This window comes from Algoriphagus halophilus, from assembly GCF_900129785.1.
In the GTDB taxonomy this organism is placed as follows: Bacteria; Bacteroidota; Bacteroidia; order Cytophagales; family Cyclobacteriaceae; genus Algoriphagus; species Algoriphagus halophilus.
Genome location: NZ_FSRC01000001.1, coordinates 2,721,348 through 2,739,053, shown reverse-complemented (window position 1 = coordinate 2,739,053; position 17,706 = coordinate 2,721,348). Strand labels below are relative to the sequence as shown.

The 17,706-nt window shown below is 40.1% G+C and carries 9 protein-coding genes; 3 read left to right on the top strand and 6 right to left on the bottom strand.

Going from position 1 to position 17,706, the window contains the following annotated elements; genetic code table 11:
* Positions 1-5: 5 nt before the first annotated feature.
* The 4 genes from BUR11_RS11380 to BUR11_RS11365 form a co-directional block, all read right to left on the bottom strand.
* Positions 6-1,313, bottom strand: coding sequence for a D-alanyl-D-alanine carboxypeptidase (locus tag BUR11_RS11380; protein WP_074224930.1), 1,308 nt, complete (start codon positions 1,311-1,313; stop codon positions 6-8).
* An 81-nt stretch (positions 1,314-1,394) separates the two neighbouring features.
* On the bottom strand, positions 1,395-2,807 hold the full coding sequence (locus BUR11_RS11375) for a SusD/RagB family nutrient-binding outer membrane lipoprotein (RefSeq protein WP_074224929.1): 1,413 nt from the start codon (positions 2,805-2,807) through the stop codon (positions 1,395-1,397).
* A gap of 19 nt (positions 2,808-2,826) precedes the next feature.
* A complete protein-coding gene (locus BUR11_RS11370; protein ID WP_074224928.1) occupies positions 2,827-5,913 on the bottom strand; it encodes a SusC/RagA family TonB-linked outer membrane protein in 3,087 nt (1,028 codons plus the stop codon).
* A 458-nt stretch (positions 5,914-6,371) separates the two neighbouring features.
* Complete coding sequence (locus BUR11_RS11365) at positions 6,372-8,579, bottom strand: sodium-translocating pyrophosphatase (protein WP_074224927.1); 2,208 nt, start codon at positions 8,577-8,579, stop codon at positions 6,372-6,374.
* Positions 8,580-8,798: 219 nt separating this feature from the next.
* On the opposite strand from BUR11_RS11365, the gene BUR11_RS11360 reads away from it, so the two are divergent.
* On the top strand, positions 8,799-11,177 hold the full coding sequence (locus BUR11_RS11360; protein WP_074224926.1) for a GAF domain-containing protein: 2,379 nt from the start codon (positions 8,799-8,801) through the stop codon (positions 11,175-11,177).
* Here the strand turns inward: BUR11_RS11360 and BUR11_RS11355 are convergent.
* Together BUR11_RS11355 and BUR11_RS11350 are read right to left on the bottom strand one after the other, a co-directional pair.
* Positions 11,145-14,786: a BamA/TamA family outer membrane protein gene (locus tag BUR11_RS11355; RefSeq protein WP_074224925.1), complete on the bottom strand. Its 3,642-nt coding sequence runs from the start codon at positions 14,784-14,786 to the stop codon at positions 11,145-11,147. The genes BUR11_RS11360 and BUR11_RS11355 overlap by 33 nt on opposite strands.
* On the bottom strand, positions 14,783-15,637 hold the full coding sequence (locus tag BUR11_RS11350; protein WP_074224924.1) for an SdiA-regulated domain-containing protein: 855 nt from the start codon (positions 15,635-15,637) through the stop codon (positions 14,783-14,785). The genes BUR11_RS11355 and BUR11_RS11350 overlap by 4 nt, the downstream gene beginning before the upstream one ends.
* A 69-nt stretch (positions 15,638-15,706) precedes the next feature.
* On the opposite strand from BUR11_RS11350, the gene BUR11_RS11345 reads away from it, so the two are divergent.
* Together BUR11_RS11345 and BUR11_RS11340 are read left to right on the top strand one after the other, a co-directional pair.
* On the top strand, positions 15,707-16,873 hold the full coding sequence (locus BUR11_RS11345) for a Pycsar system effector family protein (protein ID WP_234982148.1): 1,167 nt from the start codon (positions 15,707-15,709) through the stop codon (positions 16,871-16,873).
* Between the two features lie 125 nt (positions 16,874-16,998).
* On the top strand, positions 16,999-17,697 hold the full coding sequence (locus tag BUR11_RS11340) for a response regulator transcription factor (protein WP_234982147.1): 699 nt from the start codon (positions 16,999-17,001) through the stop codon (positions 17,695-17,697).
* The last annotated feature ends 9 nt before the right edge of the window (positions 17,698-17,706 follow it).

Genomic DNA, 17,706 nt, shown 5'->3' with positions numbered 1-17,706 from the left:
CATACTTAATACTTGTCATGAATCAGGTAAAGTGTTTTTTCTAACTCTCTTTTTAATTGAGAAGAAGGTAAGGCATAATTATTCAGGATACAGGAAAAATGCAGGATTTTACCGCTTTTGGTAATCAGGTATCCACTAAGTGCATTACTCATGCTCAATGTTCCAGTTTTGGCATAGATGTAGGCAGGTTGTCCTTCATCTGCTTTGTACCAATTCCTGATAGTTCCTGATTCACCTCCTGCGGGAAAATAGGCCTTGATTTTTTCAAGAGGAACCTCAGCTCTGATTTTTCCAAGTAAGGCAATGATTGAACGAGGGGTAAACATGTTTTTTGCAGATAAACCGGAACCATCCACCCATAAGGGTTCATCAGGTAAATCAGCTAACAAACTTTCTTTGGAATAGGCTATTGCATCGGAGGTGCTGAGTTGATTGGTCAGTTGATCGGAAACCAATAGCATTAATTGTTCGGCTAGAAAATTGTCCGAAATTTTCATCATTTGCGCATATATACTATCAGCAGGGGTGGTTTGAAGCTTTTGAGGGTCTAGTTCCCCGATTTCCTGGTTTTGGATAATGGTAATCTCTTTTCCGGTTTTTTCTTCTAACAGCATTGCAGTGAACTCTGAACTGGTTACAAATGGGATGTCCTGTTCGAATTCTTTGACCTCTACCCGGTCAGCTGTTTGATAGGTGAACTTATTATCGAAACGATCTCTTCTAAATCGATATCCATTCCAATCCTCGGTTTTCGTTCCAGTTATATCAGGCTTGAAACGTTCTGGAATTACCCTAAATGTTTGTTCGGTAGAGTCCTGTTGGATTCGTACCACATTTCCAAAAATGGGCATGGCCGAACGTTCGGTTGCATAATAGTAATTGTACCAATCCCATGACCAACCTGGGCCAAAGGCATCTACCTGATCAAAATTGTCTACCAGGTATAATTTTTTGTTGGAGGATTTTAAAAATTCAAGAGCTACCTCATTTTGTAAGTCTGGATGCAATAGGCCTGGATCTCCAGTCCCCCAGAATAGAAGAGAATCTCCTTTTTCTATGTAATTCAGTCCATGGACCAAATCATCTCCCAATACAGAGTAGGAGGTATAAAAAGTGAATAGTTTAGTGTTGGAAGCAGGGATGAAATATTTATCTGAATTGATATCTACCAAAACTTTATCCTTTTCAGGGTCAAGAAGCATGAACCCCATGTGACCTTGATTGAGGACGGCTGATTTAGTCAGTGATTTATTGATTTTTTGGACCGTACAGGAACTGAAAAGCACCAGTATTCCAATAAGTAATTTCTTCATAGGTTGGGGATTTCTATCAAAAGATAAATAAAAAAAGTCTCCTATCGAATGGATAGGAGACTTAGGTTTATAATTAAAGGATTACTGGTCCCACCAGATTCTGTCCAGTAAAGAAACAGAAGGAACGTTGTTTCCATTTCTACTTACTTCACTATCAGGATAGGCCAATCTTCTGATAAACTCACCTCCTAAATCAGGGTTTAAGTTTTCTGGAGTGGTCATGTTTTTGTATCCATAGTCAAATCTTCTGGCATCGTTCCAGGTTTCAGGATGCAGGAATAACGCCACATATTTTTCTTTGAAAATATCATCCAAAGTCAATGCATCTGCTCCCATACTTACACTTGGGTCCGCCAAATAGGCTGCCTTTTCATCCTGATCTACACTCAACATATCCATGTGGGCGTTGATTCCTTCCAAATAAGCTTCATAGGCTGTTGCTTTATCAGATTCGAATGCTGCTTCCGCTTCAATGAATTTTAATTCAGCATAAGTTGCAATCAATAGTGGTGCTTGAGTGGAAGTATAAAACTGACCTTCAATCAAAGTGGATCTTGCGCCTTGTTCAGGAGCATCACCACGACCTGCTCCATTCACAGTACCAATAAATTCACCTTCATCAGTCGTTCCTACCATTAATTTTAATCTTGGGTCAACCGTAGGGTAGGAAGTTCCATCCAGTGCTTCAATAAATTGCTCAGAAATCCACCCTCCCAATAAAAGGTTGGCATTATTGATGGCAACCGAAGCCCAAGGATTGAATCGCTGCTCAAAAAAGGTAACAGTAGCATCATCGGCATTACTTGAAAATCCATTGGCTGCCGCTGTCAATACTTCTGAAGCATTGTAAGTAGAAGTCCCTTTGGTATGAAGTAAATATCTAGCCTTCAAGCTATATGCTAGCTTTTTCCAAGCGTCAATATCCCCGCCATAAATAAAATCATCCGCTCCAATGGAGGAGGTAGATTCCAGGTTTAAGTTGGCGATACCCTGGTCTAGTAAACTGAGAACCTCTCCATAAAGCATTTCATCGTTGTCATAGGCAGGCGTTACCGTCGTGAAGTTGAAGCTTTCAGAGAAAGGTACATCTCCAAAGAAGTCCACCGTCATTCCTAGATTTAAAGCCATTAGGATTTGACCAGCTCCCAAGTAATGGGCTGCTCCACTTTCTTCTGCCTTTAAATTCATTTCGTTCAGGTCAGTCATTACATTGTAAAGGCTAAACCAGAGACTGCTGAAGTTAAGGGGTTCCATGGTATCTGAACCGCTGCTTGGGTTAGGAGATGCTAAGTACTGTACATAATTGCTGACTGCGCTACCTTCCCGGTATACATTAAGACTTGTCTCATAAGTGATGTTGGTCATCAGACCAGAGATCGGCGCGTCTTGCGGATTGTTGGGGTTTTCATTGACATCCAGATAGGATTCACAAGCTGAAGCTGTTAGAATCAAGGATGCTCCCACTATCGTTTTTAGTTTATTCTTAAATTTCATCTTTCTGTTGGTTTAGTGGTTAGAGTCCTAAATTCAAAGTGAAGTAATAGCTCTGTACACCTGGAAAACCTAATCCGGTGAATCCGATTGCATTGCCTCCTGCTCCTGAGGAGAAGGATTCCGGATCAAAACCATCCCAAGGAGTGGAAAGGATGATGTTATTAGCTGCTAAGGAAACTCTAAGAGATCTGAATGGAGTTTTTTCCAAGACTTGAGGCTGTAAACTGTAAGCCAACGTGATGTTTCTTAGTTTGATAAAACTAGCGTCGTTGACAAAATTCTCAGAAGATCCTCTGTAATAGTTTCTCCAATAGCCTGCTCCATAGTTCACTCCATCAGGCCCTTCCCCTTGGCCCAGCCAAACTTCTTTGGTGTTCTGGGAACCATCTTCCAACACTCCTGGGAAAACGACGATGTCATTTCTTCTTTCAGAATCTTCCTGCTTTCCGAAAGCCGATAAGAAGTTTCCAAACTGATCATATTGTTCTAAACCTGTTCTGAAGTCTATTAGAAAGGAAAGTTCTAAACCTTTATAGGTGAACTGGTTTCTCAACCCTCCAAAAAATTTAGGAACCGCATTACCTAAAATCAGCTGGCTTCCTGTTCTAACCGGGAATCCATTGGACCCAATTAATACTGGCAAACTTCTGTCCAATACTTCTGAATCCGGATCCGCATCGGGACGAACATAAGATGCTCCGTAGATATTTCCGTAGGCTTGACCTTCTTTTAGGATCATGGTAACAGTACTACCTGCATAACCAAATTGACTTCCTACCACGATTTGATCAATTCCTTCTCGAATGGATTTCACTTCGTTTTTGTTGGTAGTTAGGTTGGCGGTTACATCCCAACGGAAATCTCCTCTTTCTACAGGAGTTCCTCCAATGACAAATTCGAATCCCCTGTTTTCAATTTCACCCGCATTGGTGATGTAAGAGGAGAATCCAGTAGCATCCGAAATTGGAACAGGGATAATCTGATCTGCTGCATTGGATTTGTAATACGTCATGTCAAAATTCAATCGATTATTGAAGAAAGCGAGCTGCGTACCAAATTCAATGGAAGTAGTTCTTTCTGGCTTCAAATTAGGATCTCCAAATACGGAGTTTTTAGAGAAGCCAACTTGACCATTCAATGGGAATATGGAAGGAGAAACAAAGGTAGCGCCCAAAATATGTGGGTTGGTGTCCTTACCTACCTGCGCCCAAGAACCTCTTAATTTCCCGAAAGTGAACCAGGATGGAAGATCAAAGCTTTCGCTAAATACATATCCTAGATTGACCGAAGGGTAAAAGAAGGAATTGTTGTCTTTAGGAAGGGTGGAGGAGATGTCATTTCTTCCTGTAATATTCAGGAACAAGAAATTTTTGTAATCCACCATTAAGTCTCCATAAAAACCCACGAGTCTTCGGATGCTTTTGCCTTGACTTGCAAAAATCTGGCTGGTATTGCTCAGGTTATAAAAACCAGGAATTACGAAGTTGGATCCAGAAGCTGAAACACGATCGTATTTTCTTTCAAATACATCATTCCCTAGCCTCAATTGTGTATTCCAATCTTCGTTCCATTGCTTCTTCAAAGTGATGTAGAAGTTGGAGTTTAAATCTCTGCTGTTGATTCTGGTTTCTTCCATGGAGCCTTGAGAGCTCAAAGGTTGTTCTCCGTCAATTCCCATCGGACCGGGAGTGATTTCAGTTCTGCTATCACTGTAGAAGTCGGTTCCTAACCGGTAAGAGAACATGAGCCAATCAGTAGGGCTATAATTTAAATTTAGGTTCCCGATCAAACGGTTGACATTGTCCTCGTAAGTGGCAAATCGAGCATCATAAATGGGGTTGGTATTCCCATAAGTTTTCATGGTCCCGTCTTCGTTGATGTAGTCCGTTACGTCTGTAGTTTCTGACCAATACATCATACGTTCCAGGAATCTGTCATGAGGAACTCTGTTACCTCCTGAGTTGGAGTAATTGAAAGAACCTGAGAAATTGAATTTTTCACTGGCTTTCACCGTACCGGATAGTTTGGCAGTGGTTCTTTCCCAAGTGGAAAATGGAATGATACCTTCTTGATTTAAGCGACCAAAAGAACCGTAGAAAGTGGCTTTGTCATTACCTCCGGAAATATTGATACTGTTGTCAAAAGTTTTACCTGTATTGAATGCATTCGTCCAGTTGTCTTGATAGACATAGGTAGGGTCATTCTCCTCGGCGATATTAGCTCCCCAGGAAGGCCAGAAACTGGAGTCATTTCTTTCTCCACTAAATCCTTGACCATATTGATCTTGAAGTCTGGGCTTTTTAACCAATTCATCCACACCAAAGGAGCTGGAAATGTTTACTTGCATTTGACCGGATTTCCCTTTTTTGGTGGTGATGATCACGGCACCATTGGCAGCACGAACACCATATAGCGCGGTCGCTGCCGCACCTTTTAAGACAGACATTGTCTCAATATCATTTGGATTGATGTCCGCAATTCTATTCGTCATTCCTCTAGGTGTACCTGTTGATTCTACAGTAGAATTATCAACAGGAACCCCATCAACTACGAATAGGGGTTGGTTGTCTGCGCTGGGGTCTAAGGAGTTGATCCCCCTGATAATGATTCTTGCAGACTGGCCAGGTGCGCCTCCGGAGTTGGTGACTTGAACACCTGCCACTTGGCCTTGAAGCGCATTGACCACATTTGGTTGTCTGGTAGTGGTGATCGCTTCAGAATCGATACTCTGAGCCGAGTAACCCAAGGCTTTTTTCTCTTGGGAAATACCGAAGGCTGTCACAATGAATTCATCTAAGTCAGAAGTTGAGGTAGCCAAGCTCACATCTAATTGAGTGCTTGCACCAACCGTTACGTTTTGTGTTTCAAACCCAATAAATGAAAAGACCAATACAGATTCACTGTTGGGTACATTGATAGAATATTCACCGTCAATATTTGTGACGGTACCAGTGGTAGTCCCTTGGATCACTATACTGACACCAGGGAGTGCTTGCCCATCTTCTTGGGCGGTTACTTTTCCTCGGACCGTTTGTTGCGCATAGGTGGATATGCTGATCAAAAAGCCAAAAAGGAAAAGCAAAGTCATCGAGTAGCTTTTCTTCATTTGTTTTTTGGTTTAGGATTAATAATAAAGTTTGTATTCATCGTGCTGATTTTAAAAGTGTTGCCGTTTTTTACTGTTTTTAATGAGTGCTGATTGCAAGAAATCTTGCTTAAAAATCTACTTTTTAAATAAAATACTGATAATCAATGTGTTTTGTATTTTTCTGTAAAAATCAAGAAATACGATCAAAATTCTATTTTGTACTGAAAGTGCACATTTTTGGAACCTCTCAATAAAGATAATTCTTTAATTTAACGATTATAGGTGTCAAAAATCAAAAAATGAGAGGTAATTTTTATGAAAAAAATAATAAATGGGTGTTATTCGAATAATATTTGCTTTTGCCATTTTATGCAGTAATATATTTTGAATAACTGCATCAAATAGATGGTTCAGTCTTTTTAGTCCAAAAAAAGCCACTTCTAATTGAAGTGGCTTTACATGAAAGGTTGGTGGTTTTAATGAATTACTTTTTTTGTTTCCGTTACGATCTTCTTTCCATCCTCATATTTGATTTCTTTTTTTACCTCAACTCGTTCAGCCATTTCTGAACCATGAGAAACATGACTTATGTGAGGAGCAATGACCAATGCCACGATGGACATCAATTTGATCAAGATGTTCATGGAAGGTCCAGAGGTGTCTTTAAATGGATCTCCAACCGTATCACCTGTAACAGAAGCTTTGTGCGGTTCTGATTTCTTGTAATACATTTCCCCATCTATTTCCACACCTTTTTCAAAGGATTTTTTGGCATTATCCCATGCACCACCTGCATTGGATTGAAACATGCCCATCAAAACTCCAGAAACGGTCACGCCTGCAAGCAAACCTCCCAACACCTCTGGTCCGAAAATAAAACCTACGATAATCGGAGTGATCAATGCGATTGCTCCAGGAGCAATCATTTCCCGAATGGAAGCTTTGGTGGAGATTTCAACACATTTGTCATATTCAGGCTTTGCTTTATACTCCATGATTCCTGGGATTTCCCGAAACTGTCTTCGAACTTCATTCACCATGTCCATGGCAGCTCTACCTACTGCCGCAATGGCAAGAGAGGAGAAAATAAATGGGATCATTCCTCCTACAAAAAGCCCTGCTAATACATCCGCTTTGTAGATGTCAATGGCATCAATTCCTGCGATTCCAACAAATGCTGCAAATAATGCCAGAGAAGTTAATGCCGCTGAAGCGATTGCAAAGCCCTTTCCGGTCGCTGCTGTGGTGTTCCCCACTGCATCTAAAATATCTGTTCTACCTCTTACCTCTTCCGGAAGTTGGCTCATTTCCGCGATACCTCCGGCATTGTCTGCAATGGGGCCAAATGCATCAATCGCTAACTGCATGGCCGTAGTCGCCATCATACCTGCAGCTGCAATCGCCACTCCGTACAGTCCTGCAAATTCATAAGCTCCGTAGATTCCTCCAGCTAATACCAAAATAGGTAATACAGTGGATTCCATTCCTACAGATAAGCCGCCAATAATATTGGTGGCATGTCCTGTAGCGGATTGCTTTATAATCGATAGGACAGGTCTTTTACCCATCGCAGTATAATACTCTGTAATAATACTCATCAAGGTTCCGACGATCAATCCCAGAATGATGGCATAAAATACGTCCATCTTGGAAAACGGATAATCTCTGATTGAAAGGGTTTCGGGCAGCATGTATTGCACAATAAAGAAGGAAGCAATGCCCGTAAGGATGATAGAAGACCAGTTTCCCATGTTCAATGCTTTTTGAACATCTCCTTTTTCATCTTTAATGGTTACGAATGCCATTCCGATGATAGAAAACACAATTCCCAATCCCGCAAGAATCATGGGTAATAGAATAGGGGCAATTCCGCCAAATGCATCCTCAGAGACAATTTCCCGTCCCAATACCATGGTGGCTAGGATCGTCGCAACATAGGATCCAAAAAGGTCAGCTCCCATGCCTGCAACATCTCCTACATTGTCTCCCACATTGTCTGCAATGGTGGCCGGATTTCTCACATCATCTTCAGGGATTCCTGCTTCGACTTTTCCGACCAAATCTGCTCCTACGTCAGCAGCTTTAGTATAGATACCGCCACCTACTCTTGCAAATAATGCGATGGATTCTGCACCCAAAGAGAAGCCTGCCAATACTTCCAAGGCTTTTTCCATCTCGACGTCATTTACTCCAGCTCCTACACTCTGTACATATAAATGGTAGAAGAAAATGAACAGAGAACCTAACCCCAATACGGCAAGTCCTGCAACTCCCAGTCCCATGACAGATCCCCCTGTAAATGACACTTTGAGGGCTTGCTTCAGGCTTGTTCTTGCAGCCTGAGTAGTTCGTACATTCGCTTTGGTAGCGATACGCATACCGATAAATCCTGCAAAAGCCGAGAAAAAAGCACCAATTAAAAATGAAATGGCAATGACTGGGCTTGATGTTTCGACCATCATTCCTGACCATGCCAATAGAATCATGGCAATGACTGCAAAGTAACCAAGTACCTTCCATTCTGCCCTAAGAAATGCCATGGCACCATCGGCGATATAGCCTGCCAGTTCTACCATGGTCTTATCTCCTGTTTCTTGTTTCGTAACCCAGGAAGATTTTATGGCCATTACGATGAGGCCTAAAATTCCCAATGCTGGGACCAAATAAATAAGCGCGTTTTCCATACAAATTCGTAATACTAAATTGGATTTATTGATTATCAACTGAGCAAATATAGAATTTCTCTTGAAGGCCACAACTCCAAAGAAATCACTGTATAATAAGAAGAAAAACCTATTTTATTGAGGATTTAGCAATAAAACCAAGTGAAGATTAAGATTGGACTCGTTAATGGAACTTATTTGCTGAAAATAAGTTAATTTCTATAACACATCGAACTTAGTATGAAAAGTGAAAAAATGCTTTCCGATTTAAAGTTTAATTCATTTTTAGACTTTAATCTGCTTTTTGAACAGTGGGAAAAGCTAAGTGATCAGGAAAACCCAAGTACTTGTTTGTATCAAGATTATTTGAAACGAATGAAGGATTATCCTGATCTTAGCAAATTTCCCATCGAGAGAGAAGATGTATTGAAAGAAAAAAACAAGCTAGGTTTTAGTTTGATCTTAAGTTCACTTTTTCCCTTATCAGGTCAGGAGGAAAATAGAGTGTTGGGCTTGTCAAAGCCATTCGATTATAACCCGATTTATTGTACTCCTGCCTTCAAAAAGGAATTTTTGACTCCTGAAGGAGAGGTAAAGATCCCTTATAACCTCAATGAGGAGCGGATTTTTTTTCATAAAATGCTTCATGTCTATGCATTGATCCTCGACCAACTTTATGGGATCAAAATCAATGAGATTTACCCCCTGGTCTTTAAGGTTCCCAGTTCTGAAGGCTTTACCAGACATTATCAAATCCAAATCAATTCTCAGTTTGTAAAGGTAGTTCCTAAGATTCCCCTTCCTGAAATCAAGCGAAAGTCAGAATTTTGTTCCAGCAATAAGCCCAATCATTACGACGTAGAAAAATGGATGGAATTATTGCCATTGGAGATGTTTGAATTCCATGGCTTTATTCTAATGGAGGCTCAGGACCTTACCGTCGCTCAAAGTGTGGCGACTCTCAATGAAGCTGTTTTGAATCAAGAACAGGTGACTGCAGAGTCTTTTATGGAAATTGTAGAAGATTCCGTGAAAAGCTTGTTAGGAAAGCCAGGGATAAAAGTAGGGCTGGCGGTTTTGCAAACCATCAATGGGAGGATGGTGATGACTGAAAGCAGGCTCGCTTATAGTTATTTGATCAAACACCTGTGTGGAGAAGGTTGTGAAAAAAGTTACCAGGCCGTATTGGAGTTGTTGTCAACAGTTGAAAAACCGATTTTTTTGAATGATTTGGATGTGGCAAGAGAAAAATTGCCTTTGGGTGTGAAGTTGAATGAGATGGGGGTCAAGGAAATTATTTTGTACCCTTTGAGGCATAATGGAGATTTGGTGGGTGTTTTGGAAGTATGCGCTTTCCAGGAGCAGACCTTTGATCCATTGATGTTAGTGACTTTGGATTATTTAGCTCCCTCCCTTTCCTTGGCACTTAACAGGCAAGCTGAGGTGTTGGATCAAAAAATCAAAAGTATCATACGGAAAAATTTCACCGCAATACATCCTGTAGTAGAGTGGAAGTTTGACGAGATCGCATTGGAATATGTATTAGAGGAAGAGGAAGGCCAAAACCCAGAAATCAAACCCATTGTTTTTAATGATGTCTACCCATTATATGCGGCTGTGGATGTAAAAAATTCCTCTGTGGAGAGGAACAATGCCATTCATGATGATTTTCAGGTGCAGCTGGCCTTAGCAAGAAAGGTCTTGCAGAAAGCGAAAGAAGTTCATTTTCTTCCGTTGTTGGATCGATTAATAGATCAAATTGAGGAGTTTGAAAAGAGAATTAACTTCATGTTGGTCAGCGATGAAGAGGTGAAAATCACAGACTTTTTTCATTTTGACCTAGAGCCGGCATTTAACTACCTAAAGAATAATTTTGAAGATCTTGAAGGGGATGTAAATACTTACTTTGAAGCTTTGGATCCTAAATTGGGAGTGGTAAGTACCAATAGGAAGTCTTTCGAGCAAAGCCTTGCCAAAATAAATCAAGTCATTGGTAACTATCTTGAAAAAGAAGAAGCCAAGGTACAGCAAATGTTTCCTCATTATTTTGAAAAATTCAAAACGGATGGCATAGAGTATAACATTTACATCGGACAATCTTTGGTCAAAGACCAGAAGTATGATCCATTGTATTTAAAGAATCTAAGGCTTTGGCAATTACAGACCTTAATCGAAACAGTTCATTTGGTTGCCCGTCAAAAGAATGAATTGGAGCATCCATTGGATGTGACCCAAATGATTTTGGCTCATAGCACTCCGATTTCGATCAGTTTTAGGTTGGATGAACGTAAATTTGATGTGGAGGGAGCCTACAACATTCGATATGAAATTATCAAAAAGCGCATTGATAAGGCTTTGGTAAAAGGTACTAGAGAACGTTTGAACCAGCCCGGTAAAATTGCAATAGTTTATGCTCAGGAGAAAGAGGCTCGTGAGTACTTGGATTTTATCAAATACCTTCAGAATAAGGATCTCTTGACCAAAGAAGTGGAAGAGTTGGAGTTGGAAGAAATGCAGGGGGTATATGGGATGAAAGCGATTCGGGTCACAGTCAAAGAAAGGATTCATGAGAATCCAGAGATTTTCTCAAAATTGATAGCCGAAAGAAAAGAAGGGTAAGGTTTCTTCATCATTAAAACCTAGAGATAGGGTAGCAACGATTTGGTTTAGGGGTGCGAGCCATATTCCCAAACCAAAGGTGTTGTGCCATTTATTGGATTTTTCGTTTTCCATCCAAACTCTGCCGATATCATGAAATCCTAACAGGCCTATGGTCGCTGGCAAAATGTAAGTTTTAAGGTTGAAAACTTGAATCCTTACTTCTGTATTATTGTAGGCAACGGCTTTTCCATTGAAGCGGTATCGGCGAAATCCTCTTAAATTATCCATACCACCTAGGATTTGACCTTGGAAATAGGCGTAATTTCCCCAATTTTTACCTGCTCCAAAACGAGTAGCCCACACCATTCTGGAAGGATAATTGAATGACCAATACAAGGCTAATTCCGTGTTAAATCGAGTGAAACTATTGGAAGCCTCATTTAATCCCCAACTTCTTTTAAGCTGATTTTGAAAAAGGAAACCACGGGTAGGTATATGCTCATTATCCCTTTTGTCGAAATTGACCTGAGCAGTAATCCCTGAATAGAATTTGGCCTGATCAATATCCTCCTGGTCTAAGCCAGACTCAGGACTTGTTATAAATTTTCCGTCATTGTCATCTGGATCAAATCGATACACCTGATAATGCGGTCCAATGGTTAATGTCCCACTTTCTCCTAGGTTAGTTTGAAGCCCGGTAGATAATTCATACCAGCTAAAACGTGCTCGGTAATAGCGGATCTCAAAATTTTCTGGGTTATAAGTGGATTCATTTCCTTGGCCGAAAAAGTTGAAGGCATAGTCTGGGGCTTTTATATCTGCTTTCCATACTAAATCCCAGTTATTTAAAACATCGACCACATGCCCCTCATAGTCCAGGTTAAAAGCATTGGTTTTAAAGGCCCAGTTCCCTTTTAAGCTTTGTCTGATGGCATAAGGTTCTTTTTTAAAACCCTGCTTTTCCCATAAAATTCCAGCTCCAAAGAATATTCCATCATCTTGATTGAATTCCACGGATGCTAAGGGCATCACTTTGTCATATTTAAATTCCTTCCTATTATACTCTAAAAGATTGGGGTGGTAGGCTTTGATTATTTTTGAAGATTTACCGGTTTGGATTGGAGTATTGTCCTTTTTGGCCTGGTAGATTAACTGGGAGGTTTTCTTCAATTCAGCATGATCCTCATAATCCTTTTCACCTTTCCCTGGGATGACTCTGATTTTGATATCTCCAGGTCCTTCTCCTTCAAATATAAACTTGTCTTCCCCTTCCAGGCCATAGAGTCGAATTTCTTTGGTTTCATCCGGAAGGAAAGTTCGGTCAAATATTTTCTGCTTTAGATTGCCTGATTTACTAATCTTGCGAACTTCCACTTTTACATTTCCATCTGGATAATGTTTGACTTCAAACTCCTCGTTTTTATTAGAGCCGACCACATTGACATCTAAAGCTAAAAAACGGTAGTATTCCAGAGATTTTGCTTTGAGCCAGGTTTTTCTGTGCAGCAGTTTTGCTTTTATTTCATCACCGTCATGTTTTTTGACCGTATCAGGCCAAGCATCCAATGCATGATCGATTTCTTCTTCTATAAGTTTGGGAAGCATGTTGTCCAGTACCTTTTCCCAATCCTTCTGTTCCAGATTATTCAAAAAGCTACGATCAAAATATCGACCATTAAACATGAACCCATTTACATTTTTCAGCTCATAACCGAAACCTTGGAATTTAGGGTTCAACCAAGGTCTACTGGCCAGTTTTGGAAAGAAGCCTTCATTCAGGAAGAATGCCTGATCACGATCTCTTGGCATGGGTTTAAATTCCCAATCACCTTTATTTTTCTCTCCAACCCATCTCCATTGATCATCATGTCTGTCCCAATCCGCAATCCAAAGGTCAAAAATCCTTGCTTTGAGCACTTCCTTTTGATTTACCTGGTTGTCATTATCCTTCTTGATTTTTTTCAACATCTTGTCGGTGCTGAAAAACTCAATGTCTTGGGGATCATCCGAATGGCCAATTTCCCGCTCTTCGAAGAGATAGAGTTGGTTCGCAAAGGTTTTTCGATAAACTCCTAACAAGGGGTCATCGGGTAAGTACACAATAGATGGGTTGGTATGAATCACTCCAACTGCATCAGCTAGCCTGGCAACCGCCATGGCTGCATAGGGATGAGAGGATGAGATTTGATCTTGAACAACTTCCTTGGCTATGGTCTGCCTCAGAGGAACGGAAAGAGCATTTTCAGGATATTTGTTGATGGACCTCAATACAAATTCCTTTCCATTCGGATTTTCCAATCGGAGTGAACGGGTTTGCATGCCACCCCCTCTTTTGGTGATCTTGAGGCCTCCTTTTGCCTGAGTCAAATCCAAAGAAGGAAAAGTAACTGGAATTGCCCAGGTTTCCCGATAGTTAGTGCCTAAAAATGCCTGGTATGCCTTCCCATGCAAGTACTGTAATGAAATGGGTTCGGTTATTTCTTTTGGAAGATTTCTGTCAAATAATTGTAACTCTTCAGGGTTATCTGCAAATGGCTGGATCAGTTCAGATTCATATAGGGGAGCTTCTTTTAAAGGGTCAAAAAAAGTGAGCTTTACCTGATGGTTTTCATAAAAATCCAAAGTGGCATACCCTTGTTGTGGATAGGTGAATTCCGCTGGGTTATTTTTTTTGATATAGGTGTTTTTTGCTCCCGCCCCACTCACCACATAATGGGTATTTCCCTCTTTGGTATAAAAAAGCCCATGTTCATGGCCAGCAACTTGAATGACATTGGGATGTGAATCAAAAAGCCGGTCCAGTGCTTTGATCATGGCTTCATACTTAGGATGAGGTATGTCCTGAATATCTCCAAACCAAGATCTATACAATGGATAGATGGAACCGACTATAGGTAAAGGAATATACAGGTTTTCTGAGGCTGCTGTTAAAGGGAAAAGATGGTCTTTCCAGCTATATGCCCCATTATGCGGTCCATAAGCGCGCATGGGATGGTGCATGGCAAATACAATGGTTTTATCTTGATTCTCTTCCAAGGTATAGGCCAGTGAAGCTAAAATTTCCTCTTCGGTTTTGAATTCACAATCGGATTCAACGCCTGGTTTGTCTTTGGAATGTAGCCACCATTGACTATCAAAGGCAATTAATAATGTTTCTGAATCAAGTAAGGTAATGTATGGACCGGGGCAACCTCCTGAAGGGACTAAATTGACTTTTTCAGAAGAATAATTGTCTTCAATATATTCTTCAGCATACAATACCCTATTCCAACCTTCAGACTTTCCCTTTTTCCAATCATGATTTCCTGGAACCATCCAGATTTTCCCGGAAATAGAAGAAAATAAATCAAGCTGAGTTTTCAATATGCCCTCTGCCTCTGGTCGGTCTTCATCACTAATTGATGGCATGCCTAATGGATAAATATTATCTCCTAGGTAGAGGATATGAGTGGATAAATTCGGTTCCGATAGCGCCTTTTGTTTTACTTTTTCTACAACTGGATGATGTTTGTTTTCTAATTCCCCTGCATCTCCAATTAAATAAAGCCTGAACTTTAAGTCAGCTTCCTGGGCATAGGAACTAACTATCCAGAAAAAAGTAATTATGGAGAGAAACAGCTTTTTCATGGCTGATATGGGAATATAAGAATATTGGGTCGGCCATCCCGGGCTTCATTCGAAATGAAGAGTGTCCCGTCTTTGGAAAAAGTAATCCCTTCCGGTTGCTTGAAAAGAGCCGGGTTTAAATGATGAAAGCCAATAGGGTTAAATTCTTGATCTAATACCATAAGCCAGTGGTCACTTGACGATAAGAGATAGTAATTTTTTTCGATGGGATGGAAAGCAATAGCAGATGGTTGCATTTTGACTTTCTTAAAATCATCTTCCTTTAATAATGGTTCCAATTGCTCATTCTTAAGAATAAAATTGGCCTCCTCTTCAAAACTCATCAATTCTAAATTGAAAGCAAAAACTGAGGATTTATTGGAGTTTTTATCCCAGCTACAGACTTTGCAAAAAATCCAAATGAGAGGTCCGTCCGGAGATTTGATCAATGCCTCAAAATCTCGTTTCTCTTGTATGGGGAATTTATGGAGAGTCGTGTTACTATATTCGGTTAATGGTTCTTCCACTTGGTAGAGGTTTCCATTACTTTGAAGGACCCAGGCATCATTTTCTAGGATCATGAGATCTTCAATGTCCTTGTTTTTGGCAAACTTTTGTTTATCCGTGATTTTGCCCGTGTTCGGGTTTAGTTCAAAAATGACAGAAGACTCGTCTTCAATCGCCCAAAGAGTTTGTTCATTGATCCATTCCAACCCAGAGATTTCTTCCAGATCATTGGAGAGATTGAATTTTTCCACATTTTCCAAAGAGTAATGGGAGGGGAAACTGTAATAATCTGCCCGCTTATCCTGTGCATAACATTGACTTAAAAGCAGAAAGCAAAAAATGGATATATTAGATATTTGGTTCATGTATGATCGAGAACTAATATTCTTTTATCTTAGAATACTCAAAATAAGGTAATAACAGTGGATAACCAATTGAAAAAATTCGAATCCTGGATGCGGGAAATGTTTGCTAACCGTCAAATGCCTGAGGTTTGCTATCATAACCTAGACCACACCTTATTAATAGTAGAAAAAGTAAATGAGATTGGGAAGTACTATCAACTTTCTGATCAGGACCTAGAAGATCTATTTTATGCTGGCTGGTTACATGATGTTGGCTACTGGGATGGAGTGGCTGAGGGGCATGAACAGCAAGGGGCAGATCTTGCCCAGAATTGCCTGACTGAGTTAGGTCTTCCTGATGAAAGAGTCCAGCGGATTAAATCAGCCATTTTAGCCACTAAAGTTCCCCAAAAGCCCAAAGATTTATTTGAATCGATCATATGTGATTCAGATTTATACCATTTGAGTTCAGATTTATTTTATGAGCAGACACTTTTATTGAGAAAGGAAAAAGAAAGTGCATTGGGGAAGAAAATCCCTTTGGAAGAATGGCTAAAAGGCACTCGGGATTTTATGGAGTCCCATCATTATCATTCTGAGTATGCTATTAACCATTTTCAACCAGGTAAGGAAAAAAACAAATTGATATTGGAAGAGAAAATAGAAGACGCTGAGTTGCTCGCAAAAAAAAAGGGGAAGAAAAAAGGAAAGAATAAAAAATCAGACCGTGGAGTAGAGACCATGTTTCGTGTCACTTCCAAAAATCACATGGAACTTTCATCCATTGCCGATAACAAGGCCAACATCATGATCTCGGTCAATTCGATCATCATTTCCATCGTTGTCACGGTTTTAATCCGAAAACTAGAGGAATTTCCTAACTATACCATTCCAGCCATTTTGTTGATTTCTACCTGTTTGGGAGCAATGGTGTTTGCCATTTTGGCTACCAGGCCAAAAGTTACCCATGGGAGCGTTTCAGAAGAGAGTATCGGAAAAAAAGAAAGCAACCTGCTGTACTTTGGGAATTTCTATGAAATGAGTCTTCAGGAGTATACGTCGGGGATGCATGCAATGATTGAGGATGGATCTTTCTTATATGATTCCATGATTAGAGACATCTATTTTTTAGGGAAAGTGCTGGCCGTGAAATATAAATTGCTTAGAAAAAGCTATAATATTTTCATGTTTGGATTTATCATCTCAATCCTTTCTTTTTTAATCGCCTCTATCTTTTTTGAGCCTTTGCAATATTAGAAGCCGAATAGGGTACAGTTATGCTGATTGCCTTTGGCTTCCCTTCATGTCAAGGGAACTGAAATTTTATATTCGTGATAGTTTCGTGATGATTAAAATTTAATTTCAAGTTCAATTATTTGAAAATGAAACAAGTATTAGTAGTCGAGGACGATCCTAATATCAGCCAACTGATCCAAATTCACCTACTTGATTTGGGGTGTCAAATTCAAATCTGCAATCATGGTCGACAAGGTTTTGAACTGGCAAACACCCAATCTTTCGACTTAATAATTTTGGATATCATGTTGCCAGAAATGGATGGTATTTCTATTTGTCAGCGTTTGCGAGCCCTGGATAATTTTACTCCTATTTTAATGATTACGGCTAAATCTGAAGAGATTGATAAGGTGATTGGATTGGAGTCTGGCGCAGACGACTACATTACCAAGCCCTTTAAAATCCGGGAGTTTATAGCAAGAGTTAAGGCCATCATGAGAAGGCAGGATCAATTTGCCTTGGCTGCAATGAAAGACACGACCACCTTGAAATTTGATTCACTTGAAATCGATGAGAAAAAGAGGAAAGTCATGCTTGATGAAAAAAGAATGGAACTGACTCCGAAAGAGTTTGATCTCTTGGTGTTAATGGCCAAAAGCCCTGGACGAAGTTACAGTAGGGGAGAGTTGTTGGAATTGATTTGGGGATACGATTTTTCAGGATACGAACATACCGTGAATGCTCATATTAACAGGCTTCGTGCTAAAATTGAACAAGACCCCAATAACCCACATTTCATATTGACCACATGGGGTGTAGGATACCGTTTTAATGATGATTTATAATCAACTGCT